Here is a 20,444-nt window from a genome sequence, read left to right as displayed (position 1 = left end):
ACGCCAAAATGGCAAAACACAGGCCAATCACAATTGACGAGCGGCGGATCTGAACCGCCTGCCCCCAACGAAGAAATGGACGCCAAATGCCGATTTTGAACCGCGCCGCGGAAATGCAGGAAGAAGTTGCTGGCTGGCGACGACATCTGCACCAGACACCGGAGCTGAACTTCGATGTTTTCAAGACCGCCGCCTTCGTCACCGACAAGCTCAAGGCCTTCGGCTGCGACGAGGTGGTGACAGGTCTCGGCAAGACGGGCGTCGTCGGCATCATCCGCGGCCGCAAGGGCGATGGCGCGACCATCGGGCTGCGCGCGGACATGGACGCGCTGCCGATCGAGGAGATCACTGGCAAGCCCTGGGCCTCGACGGTATCCGGCAAGATGCACGCCTGCGGCCATGACGGCCATACCGCGATGCTGCTCGGCGCCGCCAAATACCTGGCCGAGACCCGCAACTTCGCCGGCGCCGTTGCCGTCATCTTCCAGCCGGCCGAGGAAGGCGGCGGCGGCGGCAATGAAATGGTCAAGGACGGCATGATGGAGCGCTTCGGCATTTCCAGGGTATTCGGCATGCACAACATGCCGGGGCTCCCGGTCGGCCAATTCGCCATCAAGCCCGGCCCGATCATGGCCGCGACCGCCGAGTTCACCATCACCGTCAAGGGCCGCGGAGGGCATGCGGCGATGCCGCATGGCACAATCGACCCGATCGTCATCACCAGCCAGCTGGTCGGTGCACTGCAGACCATCGCCTCGCGCAGCACCGATCCCGTCGAGGCCGTGGTGGTGTCTGTCACCAAATTCCACGCCGGCGACGCCTATAATGTGATCCCCGAAAGCGCCGAGATTTGCGGCACCGTGCGCACGCTGAAGAAGGAAGTGGCCAAGAAGTCTGAAGAGCGCATCCGCGCGCTTTGCGCGGGCTTGGCCACTGCCTTCGGCGCGTCGATCGAGGTCGACTACGACGCCAATTACCCCGTCACCTTCAACCATCCGGAAGAGACGATCTTTGCCAGCGATATCGCCGCCGACGTTGCCGGCGACGCGCAGGTCCACCGCGCCATCCAGCCGGTGATGGGCGGCGAGGACTTTTCCTACATGCTGGAGGCGAGGCCCGGCGCCTTCATCTTCATCGGCAATGGCGATTCAGCCGGCCTGCACCATCCCGCCTACGACTTCAACGACGAGGTCATCCCGCACGGCATGAGTTACTGGGTGAGGCTGGCGGAAACGGCGCTCGCCGCCTGACGTCCAAATGCACCGAGGCGCCGGAGCGATTTGCCCCGGCGCCATACGCGCCTCTTGGCGAACCGGTCCGAAGCGGCTATGTGTCGGGCCGCGTGGTCCCGTAGCTCAGTAGGATAGAGCGCCTCTAAGGGGGAAAGAGTTACCGATCTGGGGGAATTCCAGCCACCACCAGGGTTTCGAGGTGCGGTAACTTTACCAGTTTGGGTCAATTGATATTTTCGGGCGCATCGGGTACGACGCCCTCCTCGCTAGAAGGAGAACGTCCACGTAGCTCAGTTGGATAGAGCACAGGATTCCTGAAACAATTGGGGGTTGTAATTCGGAAACGGTACAACCGATCTGCTCAAATTCGGGGAACGCTTCGCTGAACTCTCAGCATGCCAATCCCGAGCCAAGCTCCGGAATATTCCGGTGAAGGTGTAGAGACTGGATGGGCAGCACCTAACGGCCTTGGCCAATGGTGAAGGGACAGTCCAGACCACGAACGCGGAAGCGGCGGCGAAAGCCGAAGTGGTATGAATCCTGGGGTCGCAGGTTCAAATCCTGCCGTGGACACCAATTACGCACCGACAATAGTGTGCGGCGTTCGAAGGCCGCGCCGCCGATGTCGCCTCCCAGCACATCGGCGGCTATCTCAAAATGTCGGCAATGCGCGCGCCAACTGTTTTCAGAAACGTAGCAAAGAATGCAACCGAGAGTCGTCCGGCCTTCTAGTCGTTTCTCGCTCTTCGTGTCTTCTGAACGCGCTCGTAATCCTCGATGAACGTCCTCAATTCGTCGAGGAGAGGACCGCCCATTATCCTCGTTCCGGGCGGCGTCTTGCGGCTGACCTTCAGCCCTAGGTCGCTTAGGTCGAAACCACTACTGTAAAGCGACTGAAGCCAGTCCTTTAGTCTAGCCATGATCTCGTCAGCGCCTATGCCCTCCGGGAGGCCGCCGGCCGGCACGGGAACGCCCTCGTCGATGATCCGCTTCAACACGTTGCAGCGCTGCAGGAGCTCCGAAACGATCTCCTTCAACCTGTCCACCAGATCGCCCGTCGATGGCTCCATCACAGACGTATCGATCCTTTCGACCTCGTTTTCATCGATAGGAGCGTCGGCATCGATGTTCATTACATCGTAATATGCTTTCTTCCAGATCCTGACCACCTTACTGTAGGAGTTGAAGATCGTCCGCTCGAGTGGGAAGTGCGGATTTCCTTTGCGACCCTCTTCCGCCACGAGTTTTGCAGTGGGGCACAAGGGTGTCCTTCTCAAAAGCAGTGCCCTGCAGATTTCATTGATGCCTTCCATGCTGGATTTTGCCTTACGGCCGTCGGGCAAAGCGTCAAGGATGCCTGCCGACTTCATATCCGCAATTGCAATGATGGAGCCGATCCTGGAGGGCATTAGACCGCCCCCTCCAAGGCTGCAGAGCTGTGTTGCCGCGCCACCCCCGAAAGGTGGATCGGCTCGCCAAGGGCGGCATTGAATAGACTTTCAACCTGCTCCTCAAACCCGAGATCGCGCAACTGCATGGATCCATCGATCAGGCCTTCGATCTCTGCGCGCGATGCCCTCGAGGCTATAAAGAGGGCGTACTGGTCCATCGCCCTCTGCAAATGCCAAGGACTGGCCTTGGTAACCATCCGGGGAGGCACCATGCCGGAATTCCACATCATTAGCTCCGAGTAGTCATTGCGCTTCCGCTCGACCCGTTCGTCGCCGAGAATCGGGTATATCCGGCCTGCAGCGATAATGCGCACCGCCTGTTCGTACTCGGTGATTTCCCGGTATTCGACAAAGGAAGAACGGCTGTTCGCGACAAGCATCAAGCCAGAATCGTTATTCGGGATATCGTTGATAAGTTTAATGCTGGCGTTTGACAGAACCTCTACATTAAATATAGCGGCGCACAACCTTTCTTGCTCATTTTTCACTTGTTGCATGCTTGCACCGAGATCATCCCAGTGGTTCTCGTACTCCGCAACGCTAATCGACCCGTCTCTTCGCGCCTCATCGTATTGCGCGGCAAGCTGATTGATTTTATTTCCCTCTTCTGCCAAGTAACTCATGCGCTCGCAGAGCTTGGTACCGTAAGCCATGAGCTCGGATAGCCACGCCGGCCCTGAAAGAAAGTGCCTGCACATCACGCAATTTCGAGGTTCAACTGGTCCATATACCCCCTTTGAAACACCCTGGCTGTCGTCTTTCCGGATCAGGTCTCCGCCATCGCTACAACGCGATCCATCATACGGGCATACCCCGATAGCGACGTTGCAAAATTCGAACTGCGCTCCAGACTTTATCGCCGAGCGGGCCGCCGATGGCGACAGCGAAACGGTTCGTTTAAGCGCTTCGTCGACTTCCATCCGCTTCAAATCGTCAATAAACGCGCGCTGCGTCTCTGCCCTCGCAGCGGCCTTATCGACCATATCGGCTATTTCTGACGGACTCGGCGTAATGTAAGAGATCGTCATGGCAAGGGACGCGTGACCTGCGATGAATTTCATCAACAAATCTAGTGGCATTCCACCGCGCCGAAGGTTTGTCAGGCCCCGGACCCGCAACCCATGGATTCTGTAGCGGGGCCGCCAAGCTTGCTTTGTCTTCGGATGGATCTCCGCCAGCGTCACCGGGTTTCCTGGATGCTGCGCATTCCAGCGACGTTGTATCTCAAAGAGAATTGAACACCACGCATGGTGTATTTCACCACCGGTTACTATACGGCCCTGGGTCCGGCGGTACCGACTCGGAAACAAACGGCCAATTGGAAAAATCTTCGGCATTCTTTCCTTGGTTGAAGCCGGATATTTTTCAGGATCATCCAGATATAATTGAGGACCAACTGGTGCTGAGATCGGATTATACCTGTCTTGCCATCTACGGACGTCCCACAAGATTCTTAATACGTTGGGCACGTGCCAAGGCATAGCGAACGGCGCTCCGGTCTTATTGGTGTTCACCCAGATGCCGGTTACGGGTTTTATTTCATCGTCGATCTCAATCGCGTAACCCCGCGTCGCGAAGCCTTCCCGGGATACGCCGGCTTGATCCGCCCAATATCCAGCCAATGGACCATTGTTGTCCTCCCACTCCATTTTCTCGCCATTGAAATGGCGAACGTCTCCCTCGCCGCTGTCGAGCCGCCGGATCTGTCCCATGCGAAGTGGTATGTCCAGCATCACCCTGAATAGCGAGGGAATGACAGGGCAATGGATATTTTCGACCGAACCATCGACGGTGACGTCGACCCTGAAGTTTTTCCCGGGCCAACCTTCGGAACCTTCTTCAAGGATCTCTCTCATGATCGGGATCAATTTCTCGGGCAAGGGTCGGGAGCGCACGCTGCTGGGCTTGGTGCGTCTCTTGACCTCGTTCTTGACCTTGTTGACTTCCTTCTCGGACACAAGGTCAAACTGGACCCTGTCGCCAACGTATTCAGCCAGTTTCTCGCTGATGCTCAGCGATAGCTTCCGCGCTGCTTGCAGCATGCTGAGCATGTGACTGCTGCCTGCCGTGGCTCCGCTTTTCTTCGCCAGAAATGAACTGAAAGACTCGGCGCGACTAGCGGACAGGATGACATCGCGAACCTTCTCATTCGGGCAGGTTTGCTTCATCCAGGACGCGACATTGATTATTGCCGACTGCACAAGACCGGGCCTCATGCGTGTGTCCTCGAAGAAATCTTGAGAAAGGCCTAGAAGTTCCTGATCAAGGATATCGTTCGAACGTTGAAATGCGTACCAGCCCGGGTTGTTTCCGGCAGCGCCATCCTTGTATTTACGTGCTTTTTTGTATTTACGCGCTTTGTTGGTGAGGGTGGGGTCATTGAAGACCTTGGCCATGCCCACGACAACGTTTGAAACGCACTGCCGAGCGACGTTGTTAGCCTTCAGCACCTCCCGGTTCCAATCCAGCCCATCACTCGACCGGAAGAAATCGACAATAGCATGAACAAAGTCTGGTGGCGCATCGCTAATGGTCTGAAGTCCAATAGTGGATACGGTGAACACCGCAAGTATACGCTCCAGAATTGCTTGCGATTCCTGCCTTTTGTTCACTCCATCGAGGAACGCAAAGGCTCCCGCGGCTTCCAGCGCCAAGCGCAACTCGCAGCCAGGCACTGAGGTTTCATTCAAGTGTCTGCAGACGTCGCGATGGAGCGGCAGCTTGAAGATCGTGTACGGTGAGATGCATATCCCCTTGTCGAAGATAAGGTCGACCGCCGCGAGGTGATCCGAAGTTAGCGGCCGCGAATTTGCGATCGATTTGATAAGCTTGAGCGCCTTCGCTTCCTCGTCCGAGAAGTCTGCGGTGCCGTCTTCTCGAAGATCAACATGATCGAGGTTAAGGAAGATTCCTTCGCCTTGAGCGGTAGTGAAATAGGTCATTGTTCGTCTCCTGTTCGAGCGTCGAGCGAGCCGCTCATGTAGCAGCCGCGCACACCGGGTTCCGCCGAAAGGCGGCCACGAAGTTGGCACTGCTGGCTCGCGTTAGAGCTTTGCGGGCTATTGTTTGGGCGCGATGTCGCTAGGTGTACTGCCGGTGAAATTCCTGGCGTTGCGGGTCCCGAAATTGCGACGCGAATTCATCGCGCATGTTGCGAAAGGATTGGTCGGGCGAACAGTCTCCGCTGGCGTCGTTCAGGAGAGTGTTGATTTCGGACGGGGTCAGCTGCGTGTAGGCCAGGTGGGCTTTGAGCGTTCGGTGGTGCATGCACCTTTGGATAAGGTCGCCCGGCACGCCGGAAGTGAACAGAAACCTACCATAGAAGTGACGTCCCCCATGCTGTGTCGTTCCTCTCCACTTGATTGGCGTCATCATCGTAGGGTCATCGAACTGCAAGCCGACCCTTTTAATGCCCTGCCCCCAAGAATGCTCGAAAGCAGTCATCGTGTAGGGATCTCCGATGTCTCCGCCGCCCGACGCTAAGGTTCGCCCTCTGCTGACGAATAGAAATGGATGGTCTGGGAGGTGGCGGGGGCGCCTAGCCATGATGGCAGGGCGCGTAACGTAGAGATACTTGGTCAGCAGCTGCGCAACCCTGTGGCGAAGGGACGGGATCGGGAGGAAATACCCGGGCGTCCCCTGCTCGTCGTCGGCCATGCCCTTCCAGCCGGCTTTGTTTCTGCCTGTATCCCGGTTACGTGGCAGAAGTCCGAACCGCTCCAGGTATTCCTCGCGAGTAACGTACCTGCCGCCATCTGCAATTTTTCCGAATTCGGGATGATGAAAAAAGATCCACGGAACGTCGCCGATGAATTGCACGTCAGAATTATAGAGATGGAACCCTTCGCTCTTTCGGAGGCCGAGCGCGATCGCAAAATGCGCGAGCAACTGGCCGGCCTCGTCGCATTCGCCGGACTCGTCCTTGAACCCTTCGTAGAGAAAAGGACCAACATACTTCGCCGGAAACGTGGGAACCGCCCCTGTCCCCCTTCTGCTCGGCTCAATCACTCCGGGAAACGCGTGCGCCGGTTCCCGTTCCAACCCTTTCAAATGCCCGAGCAATGAGTTGTGCCTGCGGATCATAAGTTCCGTTGCAAGGCTGAGGGCCACCCGTGGCGACTTGGCGATTGCATCAGTGGAAGTCGCTTGGGCCCACTTGGCGGCCGACGGTTCGTTCTGAAACCACCTAAAATGGAGGGTCAGAGCGGACAGGAGGACGGCCGCCTGGCGCTTTCCTCGAGGGCTCCAATAGAGACGCGTTGGATCAACGGTGCGTCCGTCGGGACCGATCTCCATTGTGCCGTGAGCAAGCGAACGGGCGAGACCCCGCACCAGGCGCCGCTGGAGCCCGCCTTGTTCCCTCCATTGGTCGAAGGATGGAGACGCACCAACCGCCAAGGAGTGGTCAAACAGCGCACCGACGGCCCGTGCAGCATTCTTCATCCATGTGTAGGACATCGCGGAGTGATCCGCGTAGTACTCCAGAAGCGGCTCGTATCGGAATATTCGGAGCAGTCCATCCGCCCCCGGGATTATTATCCATAGGACGGGACGCTTTTTTGGCATGCCATCCTCGTATACCGTCTGACGGACAATCAGATGGTGACGTCCGCGTTCGAGCAGCGCAAGGTTTAGATGGCGCCTTTTCGGACGCAAGGTTTGTGCAGGTTTCAGATTCATTATTCACCTCTTGTCGAGCATAGTCGGGCGTGTCCGTGCCACGTCCACGGTGGCGGACGCACGGTCGAGCGATTTGATGATGTCAGCGAATCACGTCAGCACGACCCGCCCCTTTCAGGGGCGGTTCGATTGCAAGCATCCGGTCAGTGCGCTTTCGCAAACGGAAAACTGCATACATGGCCAAGTAAGGACGGACGCAATCAGCCCCGAAACACCTTGTTTTCAGGCACGTCCAGCATTCGGCGTCACCGACAGTTGGAGAACCGATCAAAACAGTGGCGTGATGGAGGAGATGATGCTACAGAGGCTGCATGCGGCCTCCTTTCCTGACGGGTTTGGAAGTCGGATCACTCGGGTGAGCGCGTTGCACCGCGCTCACCCGAATTTTTATGTCCGAATCACTACTCGGAACATACCTGCAACTGCGGACGTCCACAACTGACTTGCTCCGATCATTTTGGAGTCCCCCGTGACAGAGCCCCAGCAGATCTTGGAGAACCTTTTGGAGGCGATGGAAACTCGCGTCCAAGAACAAGAGGCGGAACTCGCTCTATTCCGAAAAGCTGCACAGGAATACCGGACAAAGCTTGAGGAATTCGAAGCTGCTCGGAGTGCGGAGATCGTCCGGACTCGGAAGAGCATTGAAGTATTCAAGGCCGAATTGGTTGCTATGCGCGGTTTCCAAGTGGGCTCTTTGCCGATTGAATCTTCGAACCCAAGATTGCCTGCTGAGACGGGCAACGAAAGCGCCGGCGGATCCGAGGGAATCCGCGATGCCAAACCAACCGGGTCCGAGCGAATCCGCGACGCCGAAACAAGCGAGTCCGAGCGAATCCGCGACGCCGCACGAAGAATCCTTAGGGATGCTGGTCGGCCCTTGATGCAACGGGAGATCAAGGCGAAGATGGACGAGATAGGCGTTCGGATTCAATCCGCCGATCCTGTGGAACTGGTTCGGGCGGCCCTTCGACGGCATAACGACGAATTCCAGCACGTTAAAGGTCGAGGCTGGACGTTGGCCAGTCCGGAAGTCTAGCCCCCTTACACGTAGCGCTGCGGCTTTGGTTTCGAGATGTCCTTACGGACCGAATCCTGTGCGAGCGTACCAAGTCGCCAGAGGCGCTCTGGAGGCAGCGGTAGGACTCAATTTGCAAGCAGGGAACCGGGCTTAGGATTCGATTACCTCGGTCTACGCCGTTGAGACGGAGGCGCCGTGGACGAGAAACTCAAGGCAGCGACGTGTCGCCGCCGCTTCCCGGCCTGGCCTGTCACTCCTGTGCTTGCCGCCTCAAAGAAGGCCGGGCTCAATTCGTCATCCAATCGGCGGATGAGGGCAATCACTAGGCGGCGTTATCGTTGACCAATGGCGTGCACCCCACGCCATGGAGCGCCGGTTGACAAGGGACTTCCCTCAAGGTTCGCGAGTACACCGGCGCTCACTGGTAGCCGCCCCTGTCGTCGTCCTCGCCGGCACGGCTGGAGAAAGGAAGGCAGCGGCCGATGCCCTGGAGGGCGGGGAAATGATCCTGACCGTCGATGATGCCGGCGGGTGGGTCATCGTGCGCCCCTCGGATTCTCCGTACGACCAGATTCTGCTTCGGGTCGAAGAATGGACAATTACGGACAAGGCCACGGCTCAAGCCATGGTAGAGGAGAAGCGACGGAAGGTCGAGGCAGAGATGCAGGCGGAGGCACAGAGGCGCGCCGCGCGTGAAGACCTTCGCGATGCCTGCAAGGCTCTTTACGAGGAAGGCGCGGATTCGGAATCGGCGTGGATGGATTCGGACGGTGAAGGTTTTGAAACGGCCGAATTCGCGGATTCCGACAAGGGACTTTCAGATATCCCAACCGACCCAAGGATCGGCCCTGACGGGCCTCCCCATGGGGTTGGGTGGCTGCCCGGATGACGCAAAAACGGAACGGCCATTTGCAAAAACGGAGCAGAACGGGAGTCGTCAGGGACGAAGCGGGAAAGCCGTGCCGTCAAGGAATTATGCCGAAGCGGGAATCGGAAGGCCGATAATAAAGACGCCGAGATTTTGCGAAAACCTGAACGCTTTCATGCTTCGCAAACATCGGCGGGATCACATTGTTGATCGCAAATTGGATCAGCGTGTCATCGTCCATCGACAAGTTGAACCATTCCTTTTCTTCCGGTTTCCAGACCACATTATTAGGAAGCAGCCCTTTCAAGCGTGGAATCTCACTCACAAGTGCGCACCATATCTTAGCGCCAGTCTGCACGATCGCAGGGTTCTTGAAGGACAGTTTTTCTAGCCGCCCCAGCATCGCGGCAAAGAGAAACCAGGCCCAACGCCGCGATTGGATTTCGTCGTTACCGACCTCGTCGAGGCGCTTGGCCGCCATGCCGATAAACTGTTCAACTGAACCGTCTTCGCCCCTCTCCTTGGCGACTTGCCAGTAGGCGGTGAGGTGAGGAAGCAGGTTTTCGTAAGCCACGACAACATGCGCCCGCGTCATCGAGTCCATGTTCTCGAACATGGTCGGAAACAACCTTCGCGTAGGTCAAATTGTCAAACTCAAGCGCCCGTGCAAATTCGGATTCGATCCGCTTATTTTTCTTGAAAAACCCAAACATCGCACAAGCTCACCCCTAGCAAAAGGCTCAAGGGCTATATCTGCCGCACTGCGCGTGGCCCCCAGGGAAAATCCGAAAACTACGTCTCTAATAACGCGCCAATCTCGCTTGTCTCCAACGGAATCTCAAGGGCGATTCTCCGACTGGGAAGTTAGTTGCGAGGCGCGGGAGCCTTTGGGGTGCTGGCCGACCCTTTTGCGAGCGGCGCTGCGGCTGTGCCGGGATTTGCAGGCGGAGCACAGGCGGAGCAAAGCAAACGTGGTGACCGAAGGCAGCGTAGTGCCAGGCGCTACCTACTTGGAACCGCTGCCGGCAGCGGCTTAGTATGATGCCTCTCGAACCTGAGCCGAGGCTACCGGAAAGGTCCGATGAGAATTCGCTAGCAGCTAGTCGAAGGACTGATCTGAATGGGCTGGTTCACCAAGAAACGTCAGTTAGTAACGACCCCGCCCGTTATGGCCGAGTTGCTTCACCGAATATGTGCAGTCGAGGACCAAGCGCAGGCCACTCCGGAAACCTACGATTTGCCTCTGGCGTTTCACGAACGCTTCCGCGCAAAGGTCTTTCTCTATCGCGAAGCAATGGTGTTGAGGAACCTGGTATTGCAGGCGAAGAAAGAGCCTTTGCTCCACCAGACGCAGCTGGAATACGAGCGCATTGTCTTCCCTAATTCACCCGAAACGCCAAGTGGTGCGGCCCGGTTGCAAGAAATGAAGGCGGCCATGGCAGACCTAGGGACTCTCGTTGATCCTGACAAAGACAAAAAGCTTACCTGGTGCCGTCAATGGTTTCAGGCAATTGGCTATGATGAACCGGACCCGGTATCGTTGGCGATTTTCTTGGCATTCTTCGCCGACCATTATGTCGCCGTCCACGACAGCGTGAAAGCCATGGTCAAATGAATTCCAGGCACCGAAACTACCTGGCAGTCGTCTGAATTTGTGGCTTCCGCAAGGAAGACCAGGGGCGTTATAGGCTGGGCTTGGGTTCTGGAACGGTACGGGCCCGGCCAGCGATATTTGGATGCCCTGGAGGAAGCCAGGCGCGCAAAGCGGGGCACATGGGCATTCAAGGACAACATCCATCCTTGGGAATTCAAGAAACAGAAGTATCGCAATAAGGCGCCAAAGCCCCTATGCCCGGCAGAAAGCTGTCGCGGCTACCTTATGAGGAAAAGCGGCAGGTTCGGGGAATTCCTCGGCTGCTCCGAATACCCTCGGTGCAGGTATTCTTGCTCGGTGGCCGGCTGAACGGTCCGCCCGACGCTTCCGTATACGACAGAGAGGCGAGATCCAGGACTTCGGGCAGAAAGGGCGAGGAAGGTCTGTATGGGCGTGACCGGTGGCGGCTGGCCCGATGTTCGCGAATACAACGCGCTGGCGTCCTCTTGATCTACCCGGGACACACCGATTCGGCGCGACGGCGTTCAACTTCTTCCCGCGCAGCGGCAATGTTTGCGTTGCAGGCTTCCAAATCGACCATCATGTTAAGGGGCACGTATGCATCGAGCCGCGACAAGAGCGCACCGGAGTCAGCGTTCCACATCTGCAGCTCTCCATTGAGCATGTAATCGCGAAAGAACCGTTGGGTCTCCTGCTTGTATTCGGCGGCCGCAACCGATCCGTCGTCCCTGCCGTAAATCCCGTCAAAGATATCGAATTTGAGCCGCTCTTCCGCAGGCGCCAGCCGGAAGCGGATCTCCACCAACCCGTCTTCCGTACCGTAGACCATCAACAGCTCCCGGCCTTGCTGTTCGATGCCCTTCGGCACCATACCTTCGAAGGGACCATAAGGCGGGCTCGTTCGCAATCGGACATGAATCGGTGGTAGATCGACAACCTGGTCGGCCTTGGGTTCCGTCCCTGTGGTGACGGCAGCTAACAACGGTTCGCCTAGAACCTTTTTCCAACCGCGCAGCTCATAAAGATGCTGCTGATACTCAGTCATGGGTGTCGCTATGCCAAACCGCTCCTCCACAGCGCGGATCGCCATTTCGCGTACCAGTGGCAGTTCGCGATACAACCGCGACGCATCGCGCGGATCGTCTGGGTTGATAACTGGCTTGCCGGTGGCATGCGCGATCGCGCAGCGGCCTGAGGCAAAGAGATGAGCGCAGGTATCCTCAGCACCTTCCGCGGCGATGCTGTCTTTTGCCTCCTGCACACCTGTTCCCTTGAGTGTGGGCAGAGTCGCGTTCATCCAAGAGACGCGATCAGCGGCCTTGGGAAAGGCCAATTCGAGAACGCGCCAGTAAGATAAAAAGGCGTATCCGTGATGGTTGAGGCTACGCGCTTCCCGGACTAGCGCCAGCGCTATACGAGGCTCTTCTTCTTCTGGACAGATCAGCTCGGTGAAGTCGAACGGCTCCCGAATGGCAAAGCCAGACTTTTTATCCAAGGCCATCATGTAAGGCATACCCCCGCCAGTCCGATAGGGGACGGCGATCCCAGCACCGTGCCGCCAGGCGACGACGCTCAAGAACCTGTAGAGCAAGCTTTCGGCATCTTCCTGGGACATGTCCGGTGGACGATTGATCGCGACACCGGGATGGTCCTCCTGGGTAAGCGGAATAATCCAAAGTGTGTAACCACCAAACTCGACGGTCTGAGGTCGGGTCGGCCAGGCACAGGACGGCTCGATGTTCAGGCATATCCATTGCCCGCGCTTCAACAGTTCGGGTACAGCCTCGTACACCGCCTTCTTTGGCAATCGCTCTATGGGAAGGGGCAATCCCATCTCGTCGCGCATGGTTTCAGCTCATCCAATAGTTATCGCTCTCGGGGGGTGTGGTGATGACCCTTCGAGAGGGTCACCCGGCCAGATCGATCGTCATGGATTGGTAGAGGAATCGCGTTCTTTCAGCGCTTCCAGCAGTTTGCTCAAAATAACGTTTGTTTCGTCCTGCTTCCGCCGAACTTCATCCATGAGTCTTTCAGCAATTTGCTCGTCGCGGCCCTTCAAAGCCTCGATCAGTTTCTGATTGTCGACGCTGGCCGACTGGCTCGCGGAAACGACTTCACGCGTGAGAGCTTCAATAGTTGGAACAGTTCGGTTAGGAGCAAAGTAGTCTACCACCATTGGCGCGAACGGGCTCAGAGTAGCAATAACGAGGGCAATTACGCCAACACGAATTGCTTTCTTGGCTGATTTGTCAGTCTGATCAGAGGCCACCTCGAATTTTTCAATAAACGTTGCCGCTTGAGCTTGAATTTCGTTTCCGATCCGCGCGGCATTTGACAAGACATCCAGCATGCCCTCGAACTTCTGTTCGATATTAGCTAGCTTGGCGTTGGTATCCAGAACTGGATTCTTAGGCAGCTTGATATCTGGAAGCCTATGGACCGGAACGAACCGATCAGCGATGCCAAAGCCCGGCCTGTTTGCTGCCGCCTTTCCAACATGGAAATTGGTGATTGAGTCGAGCAGCCGCCTCTGGTTTTCAACTTGATCCAGTATGGATTTCACAGCGGGGCTTGGTTTCGAAAGAGATTCCAAGTGCTTTTGGAAGGCTTCGGCTTCCTTGGAGGGGCGAAGCAAGCCCCCGATCTTTTCTTGCTGCTCTCGGAGTTGCTTTGCCAGAATGTGAGTAGCATTCAATTGCGGCTCCATCCCAATCTCGCCAGGAGGCGCTATGTCCTCGGGGAGCTTGGCAAGATCACTGAGCTTCAAAGGCTTCTTTGGCGGTTCGGATTGATCGTCAGTCATCAGCGGCGATTCCGATTTCGAGTAACCCGCAACAGATATAGGATTCACCTGCCAATTGTGCGAGTGTCATTTACCCTTACAAGAATTCGTTTCCTGCCACTTTGGTGAGATGGTTCCGAGCCTGGCGATCCTACTTAGCTCATTTCCATCATTGTATGGTCGAAGCCCGAAAGGCCAATCCGTCGAATTTCATGCTACCGTTCAGCGACCTGAGTAAAGTAACCAAGCAAGACTTGGAGGGACTGAAGGGCCGAGTTTCGGAGACCCGGACCCTGGAGTTCAAGCGGGAGATGCGAGCAGGCTCCTCAGAAGAGAAAATCAAGTTTCTCGCCGCAGTGACGTCGCTCGCAAACACCGCTGGCGGTGACCTCGTCATCGGCATCGAAACCAAGGACGGGGTAGCGTCGGATGTCCCCGGCGTTCAAATCTCCAACGCAGATGCCGAGAAGCTCCGCTTGGAGCAGCTGCTCGACACGGGCGTAGACCAGCGGCTTCCGCGTTGCCAGTTCCAGCAGATCGAAGTTGGCGCGGGGGCCTTCGTCCTCATTATCCGGGTGCCAAGAAGCTGGTTGGCGCCGCACCGCGTCACCAGCAACGACAAATTCTACGGCCGCAACTCGGCGGGAAAATATCCCCTGGATGTTAGCGAGCTTCGATCTGCCTTCGTCCAATCCCAGGCGGCGGCTGACCGAATTCGATCATTTCGGGCGGACCGCCTGATTAAAATCCAGTCGGGCGAAACACCGCTGCAACTGGATGCAGGAGGGCGGCTCGTAACTCACGTAGTCCCGCTCTCCACGTTCGCCACGGGCGAGGTCCTGGACATTGTTTCCCTGACCGCCAACGGAACGGAGATGCCTCTTCCCCCGGGTCGGGCAGGTTCGTCATACAGCCATGGCATCAATCTCGACGGCGTGTTCACTTTCAGCAATCCACCTGGCGAGCTCGCCCGAGCGTATTGCCAAGCCTTCCGCTCCGGAGCGGTAGAGGGTGTTGATTACCTGAACCTCGACGAGCGCCTTCCATACATTGTCGGCAACTTCGAACCAGTGGTTATTTCCGCCGTGGGGAATTACCGCCGCTTTCTCTTGGACATTGGTCTCGGATATCCATTCTTCGTATTCCTGTCGCTAACGAACGCGAAGGGCTGCCGGATTAGAACGCCTTTTAGCGGGAGCTACTCGAAGGGGGGCGGATACAACCAAATGGGCCTCCTTTATGACGATGTGATCCAGCTCCCCGACGCAACGCTCACCGGACCCACATCGAGTATAGCCGAGGCAATGCGACTGACGTTCAACACCCTGTGGAACGGCTTCGGTTTTCAAAGATCCCCAAGCTACAATGAAGAGGGCCAATGGGTTGGACCACCGGGATGACCTTCTAGGGCGGAGGGCCCTTCCCCATCCGCAACAACGCCGCTTTTGTGAATTTCCGCAACAGGCCGGTCTCCTCGGCCGCGCTGGCCGCCATCGGTCTTTGGCTACAAGCGCGCACGCGAGCGGCCTGGAGCGCTCACCGGAATAGCGCCTTCCGGAGCGCCTTTGTTCCGCGTTCAACGAATGGCGTGGTGTCTCCTTTCAGCGCCGCGGTGATAGCATCCGAAGATGAGATGCTTTGCAGGAAGACGGCTGCATCCGTCCATGGACCGTCCGCCAGCGGTTGGCGCTCAAGGAACGTTTCATGGGCAATCCTTGCCTCCACTGCGGCCCGTCGCTGGGTCAGTTGCTCCAGCGCGTCGGTGAGCCATTGCGCATGCGGGCGCAACACTTTCAAGCTCTCCGCCGTGGCGCGTTTGCCGTCGGCAATTTTGTTCTCAGCCTCCTCAAGGACGCCCAGGGCCTTTTGGGCGCGGCCGATGATCCGGGGAATGAGTTCGTCGCGGGCACGATCGGCTAGGATGCGCAGCGCGTCGGCGCCGACGGGCGCGTTGTCGTCAGCATAGGCGCGGGCGACGGGTCCCTTGCCCTTCGTTTCCCTCTCACGGTCGCGAAGCTGCTTGATGACCTCCTCGACATCGGTGACGCGCAGCCTCTCGCCCTTCCGCGCGCGGTCAAGGATATTCCCGTTCTGCCTTGGCCCGTCAATCATGAGTTGCCTTCCACCGCGCTCTCTTCGTCCAATGCGTACGGCACCGGCAAGTAGGCATTTGCCACAAGCCATTCGCCGACGATCGTTTTCACCAGATCGGGCTTGGCCTTGCCAATCTCAGCTGCCAGGCTGCTCAAGGCGTCATCTGTTCGAGGATCGAGGCTGAGCCCGCCAGCGTTGCGGATCATCAGCGCCGCCCGGCGCAACATCACCTGCAAATCAGCCCGTGAGGCGTCCGCGATGTGATCGGCGGTGCTTTCCAATTCATGCACGAATTGATAGCGCGACATCGACCCTTAGCTCCTACAAAAACTGCTCGCCTTCGCCGCGGTGCTCAAAACAAAACCAGTGCGACGGCTGTTTCGGCCTAGCAAAGCCCCACCCGGCATCCCTGCCGCAACCGAGGTGCTCGCATGAATGGCCAAGCGGACCCCGTTCGCGCGACGGCGCAGCTTCTTCGGCGCGGTTCGCTTCGTCGCCCATCAGAACAACGAGCCCTGCACCGGCGCCTGCTGCGGAAACTTGATCTGCGTCGCCGGCTTGTCGACGATCACCAAAGTGTCGTCCGGGGCCGGCCGCTGCAGCCTCTTTGCCTCCGACCACGGCGCGGTCAGCCAGGTCTCGATTTCATCCTGAGTGGTGAGGATCACCGGCATCGCCTTCTCGTGGATCGGTGCGATCAGCGCATTCGGTTTGGTGGTCAAAAGGCCGTAGAGCTCGAAATCTCCCGGCCCGTCCTTCACACGCCGTACGCCTTGCCAGCGCGTCCACATGCCCGCGAAGAAGAACAGGGGCCGATCTTGGTTGAGGGCGAACCAGTAGTTTCGTTGGATACCTGTTTCAGCATCCTTATCGTTCGGCGTGGGCGATGGCTCGGCAAAGCTCGTGACCGGGACGACGCAACGATTTTCAACGCCGACATATTGCTGCCAGTGGGCATATTGCGGGTTGCGGATGTTGGTCGTGCCGTAATCGGCTTTCCCCTTCACTCGCTCAGCTGGCGTCGGCATTCCCCAAAGAAGCTTGGCGATCTCACGCTGCCCTTCAGGCGCATTTCGGACCACTGCGCCGGGCATGTTCGGGTAGACGTCGATCGACGGCTCGAGATTGCCGAGGACGTCGCGCATCGCCTTCGTCCACTGCCGGATAGCCTCTTGGCTGGTGGTGAGGTTGTAGAGGTTGCACATCGCTAGCTCCTCAAGGCTTCGGGCACGCTGAGCGGCCCTTGGTCGAAAATCCGCTTATAGTCGCCCTCGCGCCGCCAGACGCCATGCGCCCGGCCGCCCTCGCGATTTTTGATCGGGTTGAAGGCTATCCCGCCAAAATGGACGCGGAAAGCTTCGGCAGCGGCAGCATCGCGAAAGCAGTGCAATCGCCACTCCTCATACTTTCCGCTCGGCCAGATCGCTTGCACCTGGCGCGTCCAATGCTCGAGCCCGTGCGCGCCGCAAAAATGGCGTATCAGCGTGAAGTTGTGCGCCGTGCAAATGTCGTCGGGCAGTGCGACCTGATGCGGCCACTCGCGATCGATGGTCGACGGCGACGGTATGCTCCGGCTGCGCGTTGCCATTAGTGGTGGTTAGAAGGCAGCTTGCCATCACCCTTCAGATACATATCGGTTTGCTCGCGGATCGCATCGGAGAGCGAAAGCTGCGTTTCCTTGTCCCTGGGGTAGTTGGCCATGACCCAGATCGCGGTCATCTGGCAGATCGCCTGCTTTTGGCTGACAGGAGAAAGGCCGCGAAGGCGTTCCAGCATCTTGTCGGCTGTGCGGGTGATCTCATGACGTTCGCGCGTCACCGTCTCCTGGACCGCGAGATAGTCCGGGGAATTTACGTCGACTGTGGTCGGTTTCATGGAAATGTCTCCGTTTGGCCAGCAGTGAACAAAATGAGAACAAAAGAGTCAAGCGCCCCTTGACGAGTCAGGAATATGTTCCTCATTTCAGCAAATGCCGGAACAACCCGAGAAGTGGCCGCGAGGTGCTGCCTGGACCCTGTCGCATGCCCACGATGCGGGGCAGGTAGCGGGCATCCGCTGCGCCCGCTGCAACGTCACGCGCTATTACAAGCCGCTCGAGTTGCGGGAGGTGGTCGGCAACGTCACGATCGACGACGTCAGGGACAAAGTGCGCTGTCAGCAGTGCAAAAGCAGGGAGTGGATGAGCGCGCAGCTATTCCACCCGACCGGCGAGCAGGCGCACACGATCCGCTACCGGCGCCTTGTTCAGATCCGGTGGGAGAAGCGGGTGATTTGGCGCGACGAATAGATTTGGCCAAAGCGGCCCGGCACGCTGACGGGGTAGGCCAACGAAAGCCGGGCCTAACCGGCGGGGTCTAATTGCCGCGCCGTAGGGCTCTTGGTGCCGGCAAGCTCTCACAGGGATTTGCAGCCAACCTGGCGGCTCGCGGATCTCTTAGCCAGAGTGTTTTCTTTTGTCTTTCCAGCACGTCGACGCGGCCTACATCAGCGGCCGATCGGTCTTTCGTCGCGGCGATCAAATAGTCGGCTCTGTTCGTTCGAAAGTCTTCTCTTTGGACAGACATGGTTTCCTCCCGGTCCGTCGGCTGTTCCCGCCCTTAGCCGAGACGGAGACACCAGGAGTCTACAAATCAAAGATTGTATTAAAATGATACACATCGCCCGCGCAAAGGGTTCACGTTTCGAGCCTTCATCATGCTTGCGTGCAACGGCTCGCCCTAGTCCCAATCCTGATCGGGTGTGGCGGGACGACGATTCCAGCTTCTGACGGCGTCCAATTCGTCGATGCAGACCGGGCCGGATGCGCCGCAGTCGTCGCACCGCACCACGACGCGGCCCTCATCGGTCACATTCGGGCCTACGTCGGAGCTTGTGCAAAACGGGCAAGCATCCGCCATCACCGCGCCGAACGCTTCTTGCCATTGCTCTTTGTCGGCTTTGCCCCAGGCTTTCGCCCGAGCCCGATCGACTTCGCCAGAGCGGATCGTTGGGTGCATAGGTTGACGCCACCATCGGATAGTCCGGCTTCAGGCCCCATTTCTCGGGAACGAAAAAAGAACAAAGACCGCCAAAGAGCCCTTGACCCGATCCGATAGAAGGGCCTGTTTCTCTGGTTTTGTTTTGCATACTTCCATGCTTGAAACCGAAACGAACAATGGCCGGGCGATTTTGGTATGCGCTCTGCAACGACCCTAGCGACGCGTAGCCCGCGTGTCTGATCCCTGGGGCCGGATTTGAACTTGAGCCTGCCACTCACTCCACCGATCACATCTAACCGATAATTCGGTTAGATCGGTGTGCAGATCGTTTGTAAGATCAATACGCAACTCATCGCTAACGAGCGTCCGAATCAACATTCAATAGAACTGCTGCACCGTTGTGCCTAGAACCTCTCCAGCTAGACTAGACCGGACCCCATCCTATTGAGCACGGTCGCTCGACACTGTTGCGGCGAAGTACCGTTGAGCAGTCGAAAGCACTTCGCAAAATGCGAGGCAGACATAAACCCGCACGCCATGGCGACATCGACAATGGGCATTCGAGTACCCTCGATCAATCGCCTTGCGTGGTCTAGCCGAACCCTCAGATAATACTGGGCCGGAGCAAGTCCGATATGCGAAGCAAACAGTCTCTCAAGCTGTCTTCGAGAAATTCCGACGCGTTGAGCGATTTGGTCCATGGAAAGCGGAAACTCAATATTGTCTTCCATTATTTGCGTAGCGATTAGAAGGTTCTCGCTCACTCGGGCAAAAGCCACACCGGATGGGCCTGTCTGGCGGCTTGAACCGGAGCGCTGCCCGTCGACGGTCGCGTGCCTACAGACCTCCTGTGCGATGAAGTCACCCGCATGACAGCCGATGAATTCGACCGCGAGATCGAAGGCTGCTAGTTCGCCGGCGCAAGTTGAGAATTGCCCGTCCTTGACGAAAAGCGCGTCGCGGATGCGCGGCTTGTGAAACACTTCGGAAAAGGCCGCGAGCCGCGACCAATGGATCGTGCAGCGCGTGTCTGCCAGGAGGCCGGCCCGAGCGAGCAGCCAGGTTGCAGTGCCCACTGCCGAGATTGGCACACCGCGCCGGGCTACGGTCCTGAGAAAGCCGGCGAGCTGAGGCGTCAGCTGCCTCTCAACTGGTTCGCCCGCCACGATGGCGACTTGAATCCTTTCCCGGTCGTCAATACCCAACGCCAGATCGTCTATTGACATGTCGACTGCTACGGAAAGCCCGTTCGCCCCCTCCACGGGCAGCCTTTTGGTTCCTACGATCTGCCAACGAAACAGTGGCGATCGTGAAACTGCATTGGCTATCCGAAACGGTTCCAGGTACGCGTGAAGCGCGAGGTTGGAAAAGCCAGGCAACACCAGAACCGCAATGGCGAACGGCCGGGCGACCGCGGCATATGATGTATCTCGCGAGCTCGCTGCGTTGATTTGAGCAGGCGCGTTCATCAGGCCCAGGGAGCGCCGAAAGTTTTAGCCGCCAGCTTCTTGTGAAGACCTAACCATTCGGCGACGGATCTTGTTGTCTGCATCACGTTCAAGCGTATGTCTCGCTAGCTCTGTCCCCGCGCATTTTGCCACCTCGCGGGATCTCTCGTTCAGATCAGCGCTCTCGAGCTCGCGCGGGAAGCTAGCTCAGATTTGCGAAGCAAGTTCCGGCAGGATGACGAAGAGATCGCCGACGAGGCCGTAGTCGGCGACCTGGA

At 57.8% G+C, this 20,444-nt stretch carries 20 protein-coding genes and 1 pseudogene; 7 read left to right on the top strand and 14 right to left on the bottom strand.

Annotation, left to right across the window (positions count from 1 at the left end; all coding sequences use genetic code 11):
- Nucleotides 1-86 precede the first annotated feature (86 nt).
- A complete protein-coding gene (locus tag Q0L57_RS28055; RefSeq protein ID WP_296746331.1) occupies nt 87-1,250 on the top strand; it encodes a M20 aminoacylase family protein in 1,164 nt (387 codons plus the stop codon).
- A 710-nt stretch (nt 1,251-1,960) separates the two neighbouring features.
- Here the strand turns inward: Q0L57_RS28055 and Q0L57_RS28050 are convergent.
- The 3 genes from Q0L57_RS28050 to Q0L57_RS28040 all read right to left on the bottom strand — a co-directional run bounded on the left by Q0L57_RS28050 (nt 1,961) and on the right by Q0L57_RS28040 (nt 7,363).
- Nucleotides 1,961-2,641, bottom strand: coding sequence for a hypothetical protein (locus Q0L57_RS28050; RefSeq protein ID WP_296746330.1), 681 nt, complete (start codon nt 2,639-2,641; stop codon nt 1,961-1,963).
- Nucleotides 2,641-5,625, bottom strand: coding sequence for a VPA1269 family protein (locus Q0L57_RS28045; RefSeq protein WP_296746329.1), 2,985 nt, complete (start codon nt 5,623-5,625; stop codon nt 2,641-2,643). Before Q0L57_RS28045 ends, Q0L57_RS28050 begins: the two co-directional genes overlap by 1 nt.
- Nucleotides 5,626-5,764: 139 nt before the next feature.
- Nucleotides 5,765-7,363 (bottom strand): hypothetical protein, encoded by a 1,599-nt coding sequence (locus Q0L57_RS28040; RefSeq protein WP_296746328.1) that lies wholly within the window; start codon nt 7,361-7,363, stop codon nt 5,765-5,767.
- Between the two features lie 469 nt (nt 7,364-7,832).
- Between Q0L57_RS28040 and Q0L57_RS28035 the strand changes: the two genes are divergently transcribed.
- Both Q0L57_RS28035 and Q0L57_RS28030 read left to right on the top strand, forming a co-directional pair.
- Nucleotides 7,833-8,399 (top strand): hypothetical protein, encoded by a 567-nt coding sequence (locus tag Q0L57_RS28035; protein ID WP_296746327.1) that lies wholly within the window; start codon nt 7,833-7,835, stop codon nt 8,397-8,399.
- Between the two features lie 484 nt (nt 8,400-8,883).
- The gene (locus tag Q0L57_RS28030; RefSeq protein ID WP_296746326.1) at nt 8,884-9,270 is read left to right on the top strand and encodes a hypothetical protein; all 387 of its coding nucleotides are present in this window, start codon (nt 8,884-8,886) and stop codon (nt 9,268-9,270) included.
- Nucleotides 9,271-9,346: 76 nt separating this feature from the next.
- On the opposite strand, the gene Q0L57_RS28025 is transcribed toward Q0L57_RS28030, so the two are convergent.
- Nucleotides 9,347-9,865: a hypothetical protein gene (locus Q0L57_RS28025; protein WP_296746325.1), complete on the bottom strand. Its 519-nt coding sequence runs from the start codon at nt 9,863-9,865 to the stop codon at nt 9,347-9,349.
- 504 nt (nt 9,866-10,369) lie between these two features.
- Here Q0L57_RS28025 and Q0L57_RS28020 point away from each other — a divergent pair.
- Together Q0L57_RS28020 and Q0L57_RS34310 are read left to right on the top strand one after the other, a co-directional pair.
- Nucleotides 10,370-10,864 (top strand): hypothetical protein, encoded by a 495-nt coding sequence (locus tag Q0L57_RS28020; protein WP_296746324.1) that lies wholly within the window; start codon nt 10,370-10,372, stop codon nt 10,862-10,864.
- A 39-nt stretch (nt 10,865-10,903) separates the two neighbouring features.
- Nucleotides 10,904-11,212, top strand: a complete 309-nt coding sequence (locus Q0L57_RS34310) for a topoisomerase DNA-binding C4 zinc finger domain-containing protein (protein WP_366940958.1) — start codon at nt 10,904-10,906, stop codon at nt 11,210-11,212.
- A 142-nt stretch (nt 11,213-11,354) separates the two neighbouring features.
- On the opposite strand, the gene mauJ is transcribed toward Q0L57_RS34310, so the two are convergent.
- Nucleotides 11,355-12,710, bottom strand: a complete 1,356-nt coding sequence (mauJ, locus tag Q0L57_RS28015) for a methylamine utilization protein MauJ (RefSeq protein ID WP_296746323.1) — start codon at nt 12,708-12,710, stop codon at nt 11,355-11,357.
- A gap of 81 nt (nt 12,711-12,791) precedes the next feature.
- Nucleotides 12,792-13,667, bottom strand: a complete 876-nt coding sequence (locus Q0L57_RS28010; protein ID WP_296746322.1) for a hypothetical protein — start codon at nt 13,665-13,667, stop codon at nt 12,792-12,794.
- Between the two features lie 155 nt (nt 13,668-13,822).
- On the opposite strand from Q0L57_RS28010, the gene Q0L57_RS28005 reads away from it, so the two are divergent.
- Entirely contained in the window at nt 13,823-15,046 is a 1,224-nt protein-coding gene (locus Q0L57_RS28005; RefSeq protein WP_296746321.1) for an RNA-binding domain-containing protein, read from the top strand.
- 136 nt (nt 15,047-15,182) lie between these two features.
- Here the strand turns inward: Q0L57_RS28005 and Q0L57_RS28000 are convergent, their stop codons facing one another.
- The 5 genes from Q0L57_RS28000 to Q0L57_RS27980 all read right to left on the bottom strand — a co-directional run bounded on the left by Q0L57_RS28000 (nt 15,183) and on the right by Q0L57_RS27980 (nt 17,615).
- Nucleotides 15,183-15,758, bottom strand: a complete 576-nt coding sequence (locus Q0L57_RS28000; protein WP_296746319.1) for a hypothetical protein — start codon at nt 15,756-15,758, stop codon at nt 15,183-15,185.
- A complete protein-coding gene (locus Q0L57_RS27995) occupies nt 15,755-16,048 on the bottom strand; it encodes a hypothetical protein (RefSeq protein WP_296746318.1) in 294 nt (97 codons plus the stop codon). The genes Q0L57_RS28000 and Q0L57_RS27995 overlap by 4 nt, the downstream gene beginning before the upstream one ends.
- 192 nt (nt 16,049-16,240) lie before the next feature.
- Nucleotides 16,241-16,945, bottom strand: a complete 705-nt coding sequence (locus Q0L57_RS27990) for an SOS response-associated peptidase (protein ID WP_296746317.1) — start codon at nt 16,943-16,945, stop codon at nt 16,241-16,243.
- Between the two features lie 2 nt (nt 16,946-16,947).
- The gene (locus Q0L57_RS27985) at nt 16,948-17,328 is read right to left on the bottom strand and encodes a hypothetical protein (protein WP_296746316.1); all 381 of its coding nucleotides are present in this window, start codon (nt 17,326-17,328) and stop codon (nt 16,948-16,950) included.
- Nucleotides 17,328-17,615 (bottom strand): hypothetical protein, encoded by a 288-nt coding sequence (locus Q0L57_RS27980; protein WP_296746314.1) that lies wholly within the window; start codon nt 17,613-17,615, stop codon nt 17,328-17,330. Before Q0L57_RS27980 ends, Q0L57_RS27985 begins: the two co-directional genes overlap by 1 nt.
- A gap of 94 nt (nt 17,616-17,709) precedes the next feature.
- Here Q0L57_RS27980 and Q0L57_RS27975 point away from each other — a divergent pair, with 94 nt between their 5' ends.
- Complete coding sequence (locus Q0L57_RS27975; RefSeq protein ID WP_296746312.1) at nt 17,710-18,027, top strand: hypothetical protein; 318 nt, start codon at nt 17,710-17,712, stop codon at nt 18,025-18,027.
- 430 nt (nt 18,028-18,457) lie between these two features.
- On the opposite strand, the gene Q0L57_RS27970 is transcribed toward Q0L57_RS27975, so the two are convergent.
- From Q0L57_RS27970 to Q0L57_RS27960, 3 genes and pseudogenes are all read right to left on the bottom strand, one after another.
- Nucleotides 18,458-18,637, bottom strand: coding sequence for a Lar family restriction alleviation protein (locus tag Q0L57_RS27970; protein WP_296746311.1), 180 nt, complete (start codon nt 18,635-18,637; stop codon nt 18,458-18,460).
- A pseudogene (locus tag Q0L57_RS27965) lies at nt 18,637-18,782 on the bottom strand (MucR family transcriptional regulator); the annotation flags it as partial. The gene Q0L57_RS27970 and the pseudogene Q0L57_RS27965, both read right to left, overlap by 1 nt.
- Nucleotides 18,783-19,137: 355 nt before the next feature.
- Nucleotides 19,138-20,187 carry a GlxA family transcriptional regulator gene (locus Q0L57_RS27960; RefSeq protein WP_296746310.1) on the bottom strand — a complete coding sequence of 350 codons (1,050 nt, stop codon included), beginning with the start codon at nt 20,185-20,187 and terminating at the stop codon, nt 19,138-19,140.
- Nucleotides 20,188-20,444: the final 257 nt, after the last annotated feature.

The sequence above is a fragment of the Mesorhizobium sp. genome, from assembly GCF_024509055.1.
Classification (GTDB): domain Bacteria; phylum Pseudomonadota; class Alphaproteobacteria; order Rhizobiales; family Rhizobiaceae; genus Mesorhizobium.
This window is presented reverse-complemented; position numbering and strand designations above follow the sequence as displayed.

Coding starts and splice junctions, on each gene's coding strand:
- Q0L57_RS27990 (WP_296746317.1), bottom strand. CDS start 16,945: ATGTGCAACCTCTACAACCTCACCACCAGCCAAGAGGCTATCCGGCAG.
- Q0L57_RS28025 (WP_296746325.1), bottom strand. CDS start 9,865: ATGTTCGAGAACATGGACTCGATGACGCGGGCGCATGTTGTCGTGGCT.
- Q0L57_RS28010 (WP_296746322.1), bottom strand. CDS start 13,667: ATGACTGACGATCAATCCGAACCGCCAAAGAAGCCTTTGAAGCTCAGT.
- Q0L57_RS28030 (WP_296746326.1), top strand. CDS start 8,884: ATGATCCTGACCGTCGATGATGCCGGCGGGTGGGTCATCGTGCGCCCC.
- Q0L57_RS28005 (WP_296746321.1), top strand. CDS start 13,823: ATGGTCGAAGCCCGAAAGGCCAATCCGTCGAATTTCATGCTACCGTTC.
- Q0L57_RS28040 (WP_296746328.1), bottom strand. CDS start 7,363: ATGAATCTGAAACCTGCACAAACCTTGCGTCCGAAAAGGCGCCATCTA.
- Q0L57_RS27975 (WP_296746312.1), top strand. CDS start 17,710: ATGCCGGAACAACCCGAGAAGTGGCCGCGAGGTGCTGCCTGGACCCTG.
- Q0L57_RS27995 (WP_296746318.1), bottom strand. CDS start 16,048: ATGTCGCGCTATCAATTCGTGCATGAATTGGAAAGCACCGCCGATCAC.
- Q0L57_RS28045 (WP_296746329.1), bottom strand. CDS start 5,625: ATGACCTATTTCACTACCGCTCAAGGCGAAGGAATCTTCCTTAACCTC.
- Q0L57_RS28055 (WP_296746331.1), top strand. CDS start 87: ATGCCGATTTTGAACCGCGCCGCGGAAATGCAGGAAGAAGTTGCTGGC.
- mauJ (WP_296746323.1), bottom strand. CDS start 12,710: ATGCGCGACGAGATGGGATTGCCCCTTCCCATAGAGCGATTGCCAAAG.
- Q0L57_RS28000 (WP_296746319.1), bottom strand. CDS start 15,758: ATGATTGACGGGCCAAGGCAGAACGGGAATATCCTTGACCGCGCGCGG.
- Q0L57_RS27980 (WP_296746314.1), bottom strand. CDS start 17,615: ATGAAACCGACCACAGTCGACGTAAATTCCCCGGACTATCTCGCGGTC.
- Q0L57_RS27970 (WP_296746311.1), bottom strand. CDS start 18,637: ATGGCGGATGCTTGCCCGTTTTGCACAAGCTCCGACGTAGGCCCGAAT.
- Q0L57_RS28020 (WP_296746324.1), top strand. CDS start 10,370: ATGGGCTGGTTCACCAAGAAACGTCAGTTAGTAACGACCCCGCCCGTT.
- Q0L57_RS27985 (WP_296746316.1), bottom strand. CDS start 17,328: ATGGCAACGCGCAGCCGGAGCATACCGTCGCCGTCGACCATCGATCGC.
- Q0L57_RS28050 (WP_296746330.1), bottom strand. CDS start 2,641: ATGCCCTCCAGGATCGGCTCCATCATTGCAATTGCGGATATGAAGTCG.
- Q0L57_RS27960 (WP_296746310.1), bottom strand. CDS start 20,187: ATGAACGCGCCTGCTCAAATCAACGCAGCGAGCTCGCGAGATACATCA.